Annotated in this window: 10 protein-coding genes; 2 read left to right on the forward strand and 8 right to left on the reverse strand. The window is 64.3% G+C overall.

The features are described from left to right. Positions 1-124: 124 nt before the first annotated feature. The gene (locus tag ACZYOF_RS28450; RefSeq protein ID WP_463717863.1) at positions 125-1,195 is read right to left on the reverse strand and encodes an alcohol dehydrogenase; all 1,071 of its coding nucleotides are present in this window, start codon (positions 1,193-1,195) and stop codon (positions 125-127) included. A 96-nt stretch (positions 1,196-1,291) separates the two neighbouring features. Beyond that, complete coding sequence (locus ACZYOF_RS28455; RefSeq protein ID WP_463717864.1) at positions 1,292-2,473, reverse strand: CaiB/BaiF CoA transferase family protein; 1,182 nt, start codon at positions 2,471-2,473, stop codon at positions 1,292-1,294. Between the two features lie 232 nt (positions 2,474-2,705). Between ACZYOF_RS28455 and glgA the strand changes: the two genes are divergently transcribed. Beyond that, entirely contained in the window at positions 2,706-4,133 is a 1,428-nt protein-coding gene (gene glgA, locus ACZYOF_RS28460) for a glycogen synthase GlgA (RefSeq protein WP_463717865.1), read from the forward strand. Positions 4,134-4,205: 72 nt separating this feature from the next. On the opposite strand, the gene ACZYOF_RS28465 is transcribed toward glgA, so the two are convergent. From ACZYOF_RS28465 to ACZYOF_RS28480, 4 genes are all read right to left on the reverse strand, one after another. Beyond that, positions 4,206-5,549, reverse strand: a complete 1,344-nt coding sequence (locus tag ACZYOF_RS28465) for an MFS transporter (RefSeq protein WP_463717866.1) — start codon at positions 5,547-5,549, stop codon at positions 4,206-4,208. Further along, the gene (locus ACZYOF_RS28470; protein ID WP_394565966.1) at positions 5,539-6,000 is read right to left on the reverse strand and encodes a PRC-barrel domain-containing protein; all 462 of its coding nucleotides are present in this window, start codon (positions 5,998-6,000) and stop codon (positions 5,539-5,541) included. The genes ACZYOF_RS28465 and ACZYOF_RS28470 overlap by 11 nt, the downstream gene beginning before the upstream one ends. A gap of 65 nt (positions 6,001-6,065) precedes the next feature. Continuing rightward, positions 6,066-8,267 (reverse strand): amylo-alpha-1,6-glucosidase, encoded by a 2,202-nt coding sequence (locus tag ACZYOF_RS28475; RefSeq protein WP_394565967.1) that lies wholly within the window; start codon positions 8,265-8,267, stop codon positions 6,066-6,068. Positions 8,268-8,331: 64 nt separating this feature from the next. After that, entirely contained in the window at positions 8,332-10,095 is a 1,764-nt protein-coding gene (locus tag ACZYOF_RS28480; protein ID WP_130580232.1) for an ABC transporter ATP-binding protein, read from the reverse strand. 312 nt (positions 10,096-10,407) lie between these two features. On the opposite strand from ACZYOF_RS28480, the gene ACZYOF_RS28485 reads away from it, so the two are divergent. After that, positions 10,408-11,478, forward strand: a complete 1,071-nt coding sequence (locus ACZYOF_RS28485; RefSeq protein WP_463717867.1) for a glycosyltransferase family 4 protein — start codon at positions 10,408-10,410, stop codon at positions 11,476-11,478. Between the two features lie 145 nt (positions 11,479-11,623). On the opposite strand, the gene ACZYOF_RS28490 is transcribed toward ACZYOF_RS28485, so the two are convergent. Both ACZYOF_RS28490 and ACZYOF_RS28495 read right to left on the reverse strand, forming a co-directional pair. Further along, positions 11,624-13,558, reverse strand: a complete 1,935-nt coding sequence (locus ACZYOF_RS28490; RefSeq protein WP_463717868.1) for an alkyl/aryl-sulfatase — start codon at positions 13,556-13,558, stop codon at positions 11,624-11,626. A gap of 129 nt (positions 13,559-13,687) precedes the next feature. Then, positions 13,688-14,716 (reverse strand): ABC transporter substrate-binding protein, encoded by a 1,029-nt coding sequence (locus ACZYOF_RS28495; RefSeq protein WP_463717869.1) that lies wholly within the window; start codon positions 14,714-14,716, stop codon positions 13,688-13,690. Positions 14,717-14,815 lie beyond the last annotated feature (99 nt).

Below are 14,815 nucleotides of genomic sequence, written 5' to 3' on the forward strand. Positions count from 1 at the left end.
CGGAGATACGGTCCCATTGCGTGTCGTTCAGAACGAGCCGATCCAGAACCCCCAAGGCTTCCTCCTAAAAGAAAGCCTTGAATCACGTTCCGTCTGATTTGAGAATCCCAAGAGTCCACACAGCCTAAGGCGTCAGCACGGCGCGGCCGACCAGCTTGCCCTTCTGCAATTCGAGCAGCGAGTCATAGGCCTTGGCGAGCGGAACGGTCGTTACCGGGATCGGCGCGATCTTCTTGGTCCGGACCAGGTCGAGCAGTTCCTGCGTCTCGCGGAGGTTGCCGACATAGCTGCCCTGGATCGTGATCGCCTTGATCGGGATCAGCGGCAGCGCGAAGGTCGCGCCACCGCCGAACAGGCCGACGATCACGAGCTTGCCGCCCTTGGCCAGGCAGTCGAAGCCGAGCTGCGTGGTCTGGGCGTTGCCGACCAGATCGATCACCGCGCGGATTGGCCCGCCCGCCTTCTTCGCCAATTGCTCCAGCGCATCGGGCGCCTTGCCGTCGACGGTGCCGAGCGCGCCGGCCGCTTCCGCCGCCTCGCGCTTGCGCGCGTCGATGTCGACGACAACAGCCCCCTTGCCGCCCATCGCCTTCAGGAGCGACAGCGCCATCAGACCGAGACCGCCGGCGCCGATGATCACGATCGGCGAAGCGAAGGCGAACTCGACCTTCTTCAGCGCGCTGTAGGTGGTCACGCCCGAGCAGGCATAGGGCGCGGCGGTGACGGGATCGAGCCCCTTGAGGGTCAGCAGGTACTTTGGATGCGGCACCAGCATGTGATCGGCATAGCCGCCATCGCAATAGACGCCGAGCGAGTTCGGCTTGACCGCGCACATATTCTCGTCGCCGGCCAGGCAGGTCGGGCATTTGCCGCAGCCGAGCCAGGGATAGACCAGCGCGACGTCGCCGGCCTTGAGGCCGCCGCTGTCGCCCGGCTTCACGTCCGGCCCGAACGCCACCACCTCGCCGACGGTCTCGTGCCCCATCGTGCGCGGCAGCGAGACGCCGCGATCCTTCAGCGACAGCGGCTTGCGCCCGTGGCCGAGATCGTAGCCGCCTTCCCAGATATGCAGATCGCTGTGGCAGATGCCGGCCGCCTTCACCTTGATCAGCACCTGCGTTCCGGTCGGCTCCGGCGTCGGCTGGTCGACTTCCTTCAAGGGGGCGTTGAACTCGGCAACCTGGAAACTTTTCATCTCTATTCTCCCAACATTCTTTGTTGTTGCGGCAACATTGCCACGTCTGCCGACGCGAGACAAACCGCGGCGGGCGACGATCAGCCTTGCCGGCTGTTAGCCAGCGAATGCGGCAATCTCCGCGTCAGACAGGCCCGCCTCCTTGAGATAGGCGCGGGTGTGCTCGCCGAGTGTCGAGACTCGCTTTACGGCTGCAACCTTCGCGCCGGACATCCGGAACGGCAGATTGACCACCTTGAAGGTCCCGCCGCCGTCCTCGACCTCGGCCAGAGCGCCGCGATGCGCGAGCTGCGGATCGGCCAGCGCTTGCTCAACCGTGCGATAGGCGGATGAGGGCACGCCCTCCTCATTCAGCGCGGCGAGACATTGTTCCGTCGTCACGCGGCGCGACCAATCCTCGACGCCATCCATCAAGGCCGCCCAATTTTCCCGGCGGTCGGAATATCTGGCGAAGCGCGGGTCGCTCACCCATTCGGGACGGCCGATCACCTGCATCAGGCTCTGAAACGTCTTCTCGCTGGCGATCGCGACCATGACGTAGCCGTCGGAGGTTTCGACAGGGCCGAACATCGGGCGCGCCGTCGGCTGCACCTTGAACTGCGCCCACTGCACCTCGTTCAAGGTCAGGCTCAGCATCGCTTCGAGCATGGAGACGTCGATGTGCTGGCCCTCCCCGCTGCGGTGCCGCTGATGCAGCGCCGCTCCGATCGCACCGAACGCATAGACGCCGCTCAGCACGTCGGCAATGTAGATGCCGCAATAGTCGGGCCTGCTCCGCCCAGCCTGGTAGGCCAGATGCGCCATGTCGTAGCCTGAGGCGGCGTGGATGACCGGAGCATAGGCCGGCAAGCCGGCAGACGGCCCGGTCTGGCCATAGCCGGAGATCGAGCAATAGATCAGCCGCGGGTTGAGCCCGCGCAGGCTGGCATAATCGAGCCTCAAGCGCTGCATCACGCCCGGGCGGAAATTCTCGACCAGGATGTCGGCGGTCGCGACGAGCCGGCGTACCACCTCCGCCCCTTCCGCCGACTTCAGGTCGAGCGTCAGGCTCTTCTTGCCGACATTGAGCTGGCCGAACGCAGTCGAGCAAAGCTTACGCACCGGTGGGCGGGTACGCATCATCTCGCCTTCGGCAGGCTCGATCTTGATGACGTCCGCTCCGAGGTCGGCAAGCATGCGCGTGCAATGAGGGCCGGCGATCGTAGTCGAAAAATCAAGCACACGAAGGCCGTCCAGGCTCTTTGTCAAATAGCCCTCATCGTTCTCGACTATCGTCATTCGCAAAGCTCCCTCGGCCGCACCTCTTGTCGGCGCGGCGTCAACCTAGAGCCTGATCCGGAAAAGTGGAAACCGGTTTTCCGAAAGGATCATGCTCAAACAAGAAGGTGGAGCGGCTTCTACAGGGAAGCGTCTGATCCAGACCGGACTGGGCGGGCCCTTTGATTTTCGTCAAAGGAAAACTGGACCCATTTTTGCATAGTCGTTTACAGGTTGGAGCGAGGCGCTTTTTTTGAGGGTCTTATTCATCACCACTGAAATGGACGATTTCGTCCGCGTCGGCGGCCTTGCCGCTGTTTCTGCCGCCCTTCCCCGAGCCCTGCGTCCCCTGAACGATGTCCGGATCATGCTCCCCGGCTATCGGGACGTGATCGAGCAGCTCACTCATATTGAAATCGTTGGCGAATGCGCGCCGCTTGCGGAGATGCCCGCATGCACGATCGGCCGCGCCGCGACCCGCGACGGCATGCCGGTCTACGTCGTGCTGTGCCCACAGCTCTATGACCGTCCAGGCAACCCTTACGGCGACGAGAGTGGATGCGACTGGCCGGACAACGACATCCGCTTCGGGCGCTTCGCGTCCGCCGCGGCAGAACTCGCCGCAGGCAGTCTGGACAAGAATTGGGCAGCCGACCTCGTCCACGCCAATGACTGGCAGGCCGCGCTGGCGCCGGCCTATCTGGCCTGGCGCGGCGCGCGCATCCCCTCGATCCTGACCATCCACAACCTCGCCTATCAGGGACTCTTCCCGAAGGATTCGTTGCGGCGGATTGGCGCGCCGGAAAATTCCTTCCATATCGACGGGCTCGAATTCTACGACAAGCTGTCCTTCCTCAAGGGCGGCATCGTCTATGCCTCGCACCTGACGACCGTCAGCGCGACCTATGCCAGGGAGATCACGACGGCCGAGCTCGGCTGCGGGCTCGAGGGCCTGCTCCGCATCCGCTCCAATGCCGCGCAGCTCACCGGAATCCTCAACGGCATCGACGAGAGCTGGGACCCGCGCTTCGACGCCAAGCTTGCGCAGCAGTTCGGCGCCGGCGACTGGGCAGGCAAGCAGGCCAATGCGGATTACGTCCGCAAGCAGTTCGGCCTCGCGGTCTCCCGCGGACCGATGTTCGGCCTGGTCGCCCGGCTGGTCCACCAGAAGGGCGTCGACCTCGTGCTGTCGGCGGCCGACGAGATCGTCGCGGCCGGCGGGCAGATCGTCGTCACCGGCTCCGGCGAGCCGGGAATCGAGCAGGCGCTGGTGGAAGCGCACCGGCGGCGGCCGGACGCCATCGGGGTCGCGATCGGCTTCAACGACGCCCAGGCACGAAGGATCTTTGCCGGCAGCGATTTCACGCTGATGCCGTCACGCTTCGAGCCCTGCGGCCTGAGCCAGATGTCTGCGCAGCGCTTCGGCTCACTGCCGATCGGCCACCAGACCGGCGGGCTGGCCGAGACCATCAAGGACGGCGAGACCGGATTTCTGTTCCCGCAGCCGTCGGCGGAATCCTTCCTCGGCGGCGTGCGCCGGGCGTTCGAGGCGTTCGTCGCCAAGGAACGGCTCGACGCCATGCGCCGCAGCGCCATGGCGCGGAGCTTTAGCTGGAGCATCTCGGCCGCCCTCTACGGCGCGCTCTATCGCAAGCTGGCGCTGCCGCAGCCCATCTCGTAGCCCGGGTGGGTATCTGTATCAGCGTCTGCGAGCGGTCCCGGGTTTCGCTGCGCTCCACCCGGGCTACGCGAGTCACGTCGGCGCGGTTCGTCGCGTCTCGGGCATGATCAACAGGATCATCAGGAGGCCGAGCGAGGCGATGCCCGCGAGCCCCAGGAAAGCGACATTGCTGCCGAACTTGTCGCTGACATAGCCGGCGAGCACTGTGCTCAGCGATGCGCCGATCCCGACCGCGGTGCCGATGATGCCCTGCGCCAGGTTGAAATGCCCGCTGCCGAAGGCGACGTCGGCCACGATCAGGGGCACCATGACGCTGAACACCGCCGCGGTAATGCCGTCGAATATCTGCACGGCCACCAGCAGATAGGGATCGTGCACAGTCGCAAACAGCACGCCGCGGATCACGAGCGCGCCGAAGGCGAGCAGGAGCAGCGGCCGCCGGCCCCAGGCCTGCGCCTTGCGCCCGACCGAAGGCGAGGCCAGCGCCACGATCGCCTGCGGCACAATGATGCAAGCCGCGATCAGCACCGGCGCCCACTGGCTGGATCGCATCGTCACCACGCCCGCCATCAGCGGCAGCATCGCCGCGTTCGCGAGCTGGAACAGGAGCATGCTGACGGCGAAGATCAGCAATGCCCGCTTGCTGCACAGCGCGAACACGCTGGTCGCTTTCTTGTCGGGCACCTCGCGGACAACGGCGCCATGGGCCTGCGCGATATCGATCTCCTTCTCGCGGATCCGCGACAGCGCGATCAAGGTCGGTATCGCCAGGATGAAGGTGACCAGGAACACGGAACGGCTCGAGATCAGGTAACCGGCGGCGCCCATCAGCGCTGCCGCCGAACCGTTGCCGAGCGAGGCGAAACGGGCATTGCGCCCCAGCCGCTCGCCGATCGCGAACGGCCCGACCAGGCCGAGGCTGATCGCCGCGATCGCGGGGCCGAGCACGCAGCTTGCGAGCGCGTGCAGGGTCGCCGCCGCCACCACGACCGGGAAGATCGGCCACACCGCATAGGCCAGCGCGGCGCAGCCGATGGTCGCGACCGCGGCCCCGGCGACCATTTTTTCGGAGCGCGCCGCGTCAACGATAGCGCCGCCCGGCATCTGTCCCAGCAAGGCGACGATGCCGCCGATCGACAGCACGAAGCCGATCTCGACCTGGGTCCATTTCTGCGTGGTCAGGTAGACCGCCACGAACGGGCCGAACCCGGTCTGCACATCGGCCAGGAAGAAGATGAACCAGTCTAGTCCGCGCTGGCTCTGGGATGAAGGCTGGCGCGACGGCTCTGGTGCCGGCAACTCCCGAACCAATGGCGCACCGTGATCGTCCGCCGTCGACCGCCTGCGATCGCCGCCAATCCTGTCCGTTAAAGAGGAGGGACGAGCGATCAATGTATCTCCGACTTTAATGGTCATATTGCCATGGACGCAAACTGCCGGCAGCGCCGAGCACGATGAGGGGCGTGTCCTCCTTGTATTCCGGCGCCGCGCTCACCTGCTCCTTGTTCAGTTCGAGCGTGATGCTGTCGCTCTTGTTGGCGACCTGGCCGAAATGCAGTGCGTTCCAGTCGACGACGATCTTGCGGCTGCCGACACCGAGGAAGCCGCCGAAGTCGATCACGGCGGCGCGCACGGTGCCTTCGCGATCGACGATCACGTCGACGATTCGTCCCATGTTCTCATTGGCGGCGCTGCGCACGTCGCGCCCGAGGATGCCATGCGCATCCCTCGCGCCGATCACCGTCACCGAGGGTGGAGGCGCCGGTTCCTTTTGCGCAGCCGGGGGTTTGGCCGGCGGCGGTGCCGCCGGATCATCGGCCGCTTGCGCGGCCACAGTAGCGGCAAAGGCCGCGGCAATAATTGTCATCACCATGCTCGCCCACATCGGGGGCCTCCAATCCAGGAATAAAGCTAGACATTCTGGCCGACATTCTAATGCGTCAGCACGATCGACACCTGGATTTGACCGCGTGTACGCAACACTTCCAGCGACACTTCGCCATCATGGCGGCGGACTCTCAGATCGACGCTGGAGGCGCCGAGCTGCAGGTCGCGCAGGATCGCCTCATTTAGGAATTCCGGCAAGCGCGGATCGCGCAGCCTGATCTCGCCGCGCACGGCATCGAATTCGAGCCCGAGCGCCGCCTCCAGCAGCGTGAATGGGGTCGCACTCGCCCAAGCCTGTGGCGCGCAGGCTACCGGATAGAGCACGGGTCCTCGCCGCCTTTCGCGCTGGAACCCACAGAACAATTCGGGCAGCCGCCGCAGATCCATGTAGCTTGCGGCGTCGAACAGGCCCTTGAACAGATGCGCCACGGAGCGCTTCAGCCCGTAGCGCGCAAAGCCGAGCGCGATCAGCGCATTGTCGTGCGGCCAGATCGAGCCGTCGTGATAGGACATCGGGTTGTAACGGACCTCATTCCTGCCAACCGTGCGGATGCCCCAGCCCGAGAAGAAGCTCTGGCTCATCAGGTCGGCTGCGACCAGCCGCGCGCGGTCTTCCCGCACGATGCCGGTGAACAGGAGCTGGCCGGCATTCGAGGTCCGCACGCGGCACGGTTCCTTCTTGCCGTCGAGCGCCAGCGCATAGGTGCCGAGTTCCTCGCACCAGAAGGCGTCCTCGAAGCGCTGGCGCAGCGTCTCGGCCTCCTTATCGAGCTTTTCCGCCCTATCGGCATAGCCGAGCCGGCGCGCCACCCTGGCCAGCAGCCGCTTGGCCGCGAACACATAGCCCTGCACCTCGCAGAGCGCGATATAGCCCTCCGCCAGCCTGCCATCGGCATGGAAGATGGCGTCAAAGGAATCCTTCCAGCCCTGGTTGGCGAGGCCCTGCTCGGTCGCACGCTGATATTCGATGAAACCATCGCCATCGGGATCGCCGGGGCCGTCGATCCATTGCAGCGCCGCCTCTATCGAGGGCCAGAGTTCCGCAAGCGTCGCCTCGTCGCCGGTGCGCTCGAAATAATGGCCGGCCAGCAGCACGAACAGCGGCGTCGAATCGACGCTGCCGTAATATTGCGCGAACGGCACCTCGCGCAGCGCCGCCATCTCGCCGCCGCGCATCTCATGCAGGATCTTTCCGGGCTCCGCATCGGAAAGCGGATCGACGCTCTTGGCCTGGAAGAACGCAAGCCGCTTCAAGACGCCTTTCGCGATGCGCGGATCGATCCACAGCATCTGCAACGCGGTGATCAATCCATCGCGGCCGAAAGTCGTGGAGTACCAGGGGATGCCGGCATAGGGATAGCGGCCCTGCGGCGTCTCCGTCATCAGCATGTTGAGGTCGGCCATCGCCTGGCACAGCACCTCGTTGAAGATGTTGTTCGAGGTCTCGATGCTGGCAGCACCCGCCGTCGAGCGCCGCATCTCGCGGCGATGCGCAAGCAGCCCGCGGAAGAACGGCACCGGCTTGTGCATGATCGGCTTGTTGCAGGACACCGCGATGAACAGCGAGGTGACCGCTTTGGGCTCCAGTTCGAAATGATAGGTCGCGGCATTGACCGCCAGCCGCGTCGGCTTGGGATCGAAATGCAGCGCCGTGATCCGTGACTGTTCGTCCAGTCCGACGTATTCGAGCACGACGTCGGTCGGGCCGAGCAACCTGCTCGAGCCGATGCCGCGCCGCGGCCGGCGCTCGCCGCGCACTTCGAACAGATCGGCGAAATCATTGTCGAACAGCAAGGTGAGATCGAAGCTCGCGAGCCGATCGCCATGATTTTGCAGACCGATGCGCTGATAGGCGGTGCCGCGCCACAGGAAGATCGAGCGCACGATGTGCAGCGTGTCCTTCTGCAGCATCAGCCGGCCGCCCCGATAGACATCGGAATTGGTGAGATCGACGGTCAGCGCCGAATTGTCGTCGCGCAGGTTCGAGCCGAGCAACAGCGGCTGCACGTCGTCGAGCACCATTTCCAGCCGCGCGAGATAGCGCGTGTCGGCGTTGAACAGGCCATCGGGTCCGCCGGCGGAAGCGCCGATGTCGCCATGGCTGTCGAGCACGATGAACGTGTCGTCATGCTTGAGCGACCGCCGCGGCCTCGCGGCGGGACCGGTCATCGGGATGTAGAAGGGCGATTCCGCGATTTGCTCGACAACGCGCATGGTCGAAATCTGCGTAACGATCTCCGCTGCCATTTAGACCTCGAGCGCTTCTCTCTCGGGTTTGCGATGGACGCTGATTATACGCAACTACTGTGGATCAGGCAGCCTGGGTGGTGAGGCGGCCCACTTCGCGCGCGACCAGTTCGCGGTATGGCCCCCTGCCCTGCACGAGGATATCGGGCGGCCCGTCCTCGACGATGCGGCCGCCCTGCAGAACGACCACGCGATCGAAGCTGCGCAGCGTGGCCAGGCGATGGGCGATCGCAACCACGGTGCGCCCGCGCATCAGGCGCGACAGCGCTTCACGTATGGCCTCCTCGGACTCGCTGTCAAGCGCCGCGGTCGCTTCATCGAGCAGAAGGATCGGCGCATCTTTCAGGAACGCACGCGCGATCGCGATGCGCTGGCGCTGGCCGCCTGACACCTTGATGCCGCGATCGCCGACGATGGTGTCCATGCCCTCGGGTAAATTCTCGATGAAGTCGCAGCGCGCCGCGATCGCCGCGCGCAGCACCTCGTCATCGGTGGCGTTCGGCCGTCCGTAGCGGATGTTTTCCAGGATCGAGCGGTGGAACAGCGAAATGTCCTGCGGCACCACCGAGATCGCCTCGCGCAGGCTCTGCTGGGTGACCCGCGAAATATCCTGGCCGTCGATGGTGATGCTGCCGCGCTCCACGTCGTAGAAGCGCTGCAGCAGCGTGAACAGCGTCGATTTGCCGCCGCCGGATTGCCCGACCAGCCCGACCCGTTGGCCGGCCTGGATACGCAGGTTGAACTTGTCGAACACCTGGATGCCGCCGGGGTATTGGAACGAGATGTTGTTGAAGGCGATCGCGGCCCCGCTCTTGATCAGCGGCTCCGCCTCCGGGTGATCCTTCAATTCGTGCGGTGTCAGCAGCGTCGCCAGCGCCTCCATCAGGCGGGCGACATGCTGGGTGGCATCGACGAGCGCCACGGCCAGATCGCGCGTCGCGCTCAGGATGCAGATCCCCAGCGTGCAGACCAGCACCACGTCGCCGGTGGTGGCGGCGCCCTGCTGCCAAAGGTTGACCGCCCACGCCAGCATGCAGATGGTCAGAACCACCGTCACCGCCGCATGGGTGAGCCGCAGCTTTTCGAGGTAGCGCAGGCTGCGGCCCCGGGCGGTCAGTTCCCGGTTCACGGTCGCATCGAACCGGGCGTGCTCGAAGCTCAATCCGCAGAACGCCCGCACCAGCGGCATGTTGTTGATGACGTCAACCATCTCACCATCCACGGCGGCCGCCTTGTCGGCATAATCATCGTGCAGGGGGCGGCCGGCGGCCGCCATCCGGAACATCGCGAACACCATGGTTCCCGCAATGACGATCAGCACCGCTGACATCGTCATGCTCACGGTCCCTATCAGCGCGATCGCCGCGAAGGTCGCAACGCACGGCGGCAGCACATTCCAGACGAACATGTTCTCGACCGTATAGACCGCGTTCGAGGTCGCGGTGATCCGGCTGGTCAGCATGCCCGGCAGGCGATCGGTGAAATAGCTCGGCGCATGGCCGGTGAGGTGACGGAACATATCGCGCCGGAGGTCGCCGGTGACGCCGACGAAGGCGTAGCTCGCGATCCAGCTTGCGATCCGCCACAGAAAATTATCTGCCGCGATCAGCGACATGAGCAGAACGAATGCCAGCCATACGCCACTGGCCTTGGCCGGACCGCCCGACAGGCTGTCGACGAGGCTCTTCACCCCGTACTGCGTGCCTACCGAGCAGGCAACCGCACCCAGAACGCACCCCAATATTACGGCGTGTGATGCGGGCCGCCGCCGCAGATAGCGCAGCACAAAGGGAAAGGGGCGGTGCGCGTATCCTGAAAGATTGTCCATGAGCGCCTGCAAACCTGTTGAGCAGTAAGGTGAATTTTCTTAGCGCACCGTCCCGCACACGATTCCGTGAGGGACAGCGATCGATGTTTCGTATGGCGAGGCCATCACTGCGCAACAATTCTGCAGCACCGATAGTTGCGAAAATTTGTTCGTGGCAGATGGCATCAGCAAGACCACACTGTGAAGGAAGAAAGAACGACCCGCACAGCAAAGGAACTTCGCACGTGCGGGAACGTTCCCGTTACGGCATGCCGGTGCCGGACAAATGGGGTTGGGCTTGATTATCCCACATCACACAGAGGAGACGAAAGCATGCGCATCGCGCAGGTTGCGCCACTGACGGAGGCTGTTCCCCCGAAGCTCTATGGCGGGACGGAACGGGTCGTGCACTGGCTGACTGAAGAACTGGTCACGCTAGGCCACGACGTCACCCTGTTCGCCGGCGGGGACTCGCAAACCTCAGGCAAGCTGGAGGCGACCTGGCCGAAAGCATTGCGCCTGGACGGATCGGTCCGCGATCCCAACGCGCTGCACATGGTGCTGCTCGAGCGCGTCCGACAGAAATGCGATCAGGAGGAGTTCGACTTCCTTCACTTCCATCTGGATTATTATCCGTGGTCGCTGTTCCAGCGGCAGCCGACGCCGTTCGTGACCACCCTGCACGGCAGGCTGGACCTTCCCGAGCACCAGCCGGTGTTCGACACCTTCCCGGAGGTGCCGGTGATCTCGATCTCCAACGCCCAGCGCCGTCCGGTGCCGCAGGCGAATTGGGTGAGGACGATCCATCACGGCCTGCCGGAGAACCTGCTGACGCCGCAGGCGGTCAATCCGTCATACCTGGCGGTGCTCGGCCGCATCGCGCCGGAAAAGGGCGTCGACAGTGCCATCAAGATCGCGATGCGCTGCGGCATCCCCTTGAAAATGGCGGCAAAGGTTGACCGCGCCGACCAGGAATATTACGAGGCGGTGATCCGTCCGCTGATCGTGGACAATCCGCTGGTGGATTTCATCGGCGAAATCAGCGACCGGGAGAAGCCGGAGTTCCTGAGCGGCGCCATCGCGCTGTTGCTGCCGATCGACTGGCCGGAGCCGTTCGGCCTGGTGATGATCGAGGCCATGGCCTGCGGCACGCCGGTCATCGCCTTCAACCGCGGCTCGGTGCCGGAAATCATCGAGGATGGCCTGACCGGCTTCATCGTCGAGGATGAGACCAGCGCCGTCGGTGCGGTCGGCCGGCTTCCGGCGCTGAGCCGGCAGACGATCCGCAAGCGGTTCGAGACCCGCTTCACCGCGCGCCGCATGGCGCTCGATTATCTCAACTGCTATCGCGACCTGATGGAAGCGGCCGAGCCGCGCATCAAGCTGGTGGCAAGCGCGGAGTAACGTGCCGTAGGTGCCGTAGGGTGGGCAAAGGCGCGCAAGCGCCGTGCCCACCTCTCCGCGCTCCGCCCGTGATGGTGGGCACGCTTCCGCCCGCGTTTGTTCGAGCGACGGTGCAAGACGTCGCTTTGCCCACCCTACGCGCCAGTCAACTCACCGCTGTTCGCTTCGGCTCGACGATCTCGAACATTCGCGGAAACTCGTCCATCAGCGTCATCAGCTCAGTGAGCCGCATTGCATCGCCGGTGACGCTGATCTTGCCGCCGCCTACCGCTTCCGGAAACGTGGTCAACTTCGCAATGACTTCATCGAGCGTGCTGCGCACCAGCGTGAAACTTGCATCGGCGTCCCCAGCTTGCGCACCGGCGACATAGGTCAGCGCGCAATTCTCCAGGTTAAGGATGAAGGCCTCGTTGGTGTCGGTGAACTTCCAGTTCAAGACGATACGCTTGCCCTCGGCCTTGGGGCCGTTGAGGCGAATGCCGAGCACGTCCCAGAGCTGTTCGGTGCGCAGCGCGGCGAGCGTTTCGCGCGGCATCGCCGGCCGCGCCGGCGCCTTCGGCATGCCCTGCCGCAGTTCCTGCGCGCCGAACAGATAGCTGTTGCGCCAGGTCGCGCTTTCCGCGGCATAGCCGAGCTGCTCGAACGTATCGGCCAGCAGCGCGCGGGCCGCCTGATTCTCCGGTTCGGCGAACACGACATGGCTCACCGCCTGCGCGACGAAACGGAATTCGCCGTTGGCGAAATCTTTCCGCGCCCGTTCCAGGATCGCATCCGCGCCGCCCATATACTCGACATATTTCCTGCCCGACTCGACCGGCGGCATCGGATCGAGATTGACGGGGTTGGCGTCGTACCAGCCGAGATATTTCTGGTAGATCGCCTTCACATTGTGCCTGATATGGCCGTAATAGCCGCGCCCGTGCCAGGCACCTTCCAGGCTTTTCGGCAGGCGAATGGTCTCCGCGATTTCGCTCGGGGTCAGCCCATGGTTCATCAGGCGGATGGTCTGGTCATGCGCGAACTTGTAGAGATCGCGCTGCTGCCGGATCATGGTGTCGATCCGCTCCCGCCCCCATACCGGCCAATGATGCTGACCGCACATCGCCTCCGCCTTGCCGCCCCACATCTTGAGCGCTTCGCCGAGATATTTCGACCACGCCAGCGCATCGCGCACGTCGGCGCCGCGGAACGGCAGCAGGTTGTGGAAATTGTGGGTGCAGTTCTCCGCGAGGTTCAGCAGCTTGTAGCGCGGCAGGTAGAAGTGCATCTCCGCCGGCGCCTCGCTGTTCGGCGCCATCTGGAATTCGAACTCGACGCCGTCGATCACGCGCCTGTCGCCGGTGGCAATGATCAGATCGGTCGGCCGCAGCAGCGCCACCGATCCGGCCGCCATCGACTTGCCGAGCCCGCAATCGACCTGCCCGCGCGCCCCCTTCGCCAGGAACGGCCCGAACTGATATTGCGCGCGCCGCAGCATCGCCGGGCCGGCGATGATGTTCTCGGAGACGGCGTGCTCCATGAACATGTCAGGCGCGATGATCGGCACCCGCCCGCTCGACAAAGTCTCATCGTCGAGCACCCCGCGGGCGCCACCCCAATGATCGGTGTGGGTATGGGTGAAGATCACGGCCATGACCGGACGCGTGCCGCGATGCCTGAAATAGAGCTCCATCGCAGCACGCGCGCCCTCGATCGAGGTCAGCGTATCAACCACGATCACGCCGCTATCGCCCTCGATCAGCGTCATGTTGGCGATATCGAGCCCGCGCACCTGATAGACCCCGGGCACCACCTCGAACAGGCCGTGATGCATGTTCAATCGCGACTGCCGCCACAGGCTGGGATTGACCGTGGGCGGAGCGTCTTCCGAGGTCAGGAAGCGATAAGGTTCAAGGCTCCAGACCACCCTGCCTTGTGCAGTGGTGATATGCGCGTTGTCGATGGTGCCAAGGAAGCCGCGCACAGCGTCGTCGAAATCGGCGGTGTCGGAGAATGGCAATGCATCCAGCATCGCCGCGTGCTGCGCTAGCACGGAGGGCGAAGCGTCCTTGGGAGCTTCGCCTGCGATTGTCTCGGTCATGTCTGGTCCCTCCCCGCCCGGCCGATCCGGCCGCGGCTATGGAGAGGGATTATGAGAGCATAGCTCCAGTCGTCAAATGCTCGTCATGGCCGGGCTTGTCCCGGCCATGACGAAGCAGACGACGAGCCGCTACTTCTTCACCTTGCTCGCGTCCATCTTGATGCTGGTATCCAACATCTTGGTCGAAAACGCCGTGTTCACGTCGAACGGCTTTTCCATGCCGAGATAGGTGTGCACCAGATCGTAATCCTTCTTCATCCGCTCGGCGTCGATCCAGCCGAGCGCCTTGGTCGTGGTGAACTCGTCCGTCATCAGGAACTTGATGCGCTCCCACTGCCGCTCCTGGTTCTCGCGGTCGAGCCCGGAGACCTGGTCCAGCAGCGCCTTCAGGCAGGGCGCAACGTCGGCGACGCAGGTAGCGTAGGCCTTCTGCGTGATCCGCACGAACTCCTCGACCAGCTTCGGATTCTTCTGAAGGAATGCGCCATTGACGACCAGCGAATTGCCGTAAGGATTGAGCCCGATGTCCTTCCAGTTGACATAGCCGAGATCGGCGCCGAACTCGATCGCCTTGAGATCGTGCTCGTTGTAGAAGTCGCTGATGATGTCGACCGTGTGGCTCTTCAGCGCCGCGATCTTCGCGGTCGGGCCGACATTGACGAAAGTGACGGAGTCAGGCGCGATCCCGGCCGCCTTGGCGAAAGCCGGCCACATCACGCGCGAGGCATCGCCCGGCGGATTGCCGATCTTGTGGCCGGGGAAATCCTTCACCCCGTTCACGCCGTAGCTCTTCAGCCAATAGAAGGTCTGCCCGGTATTGGCGTAGATGCTCATCAGCGCCACCACGTCGGCGCCCTTGCTCTTGGCCACCAGCATGGTCGCGAGGTCGGCGATGCCGAACGGCGAGCCACCGGAGCCGACCTTCAGCGCTGAGACGCCGGAGCCCTTGCCGGTCTCGATCGTGAGATCGATGCCGGCCTTCTCGTACCAGCCCTGCGCCTTGGCGTAATAGAACGGTGAATGATCAGCCGTCGGCGTCCAGTTCAGGATCAGATTGACGGATTCGGCAGCGCGCGCCGGCGCAACCGATGCGGCCGGCGCAAACGCCAAGGCCGGAGCCAACCCCAGCGCCAAGGCCGCAAGCCTCAAACCCTTCATCGCTACTCTCCTCGTGTGCAACCCGGCCTTGTCGCTGCTCGTTTGTGACGTTACCAATGCAACAAGGGACAGGTGTAGTTGTCAACTGTTTGGTTGAAA

This window comes from Bradyrhizobium sp. LeoA1Lang, from assembly GCF_055413685.1.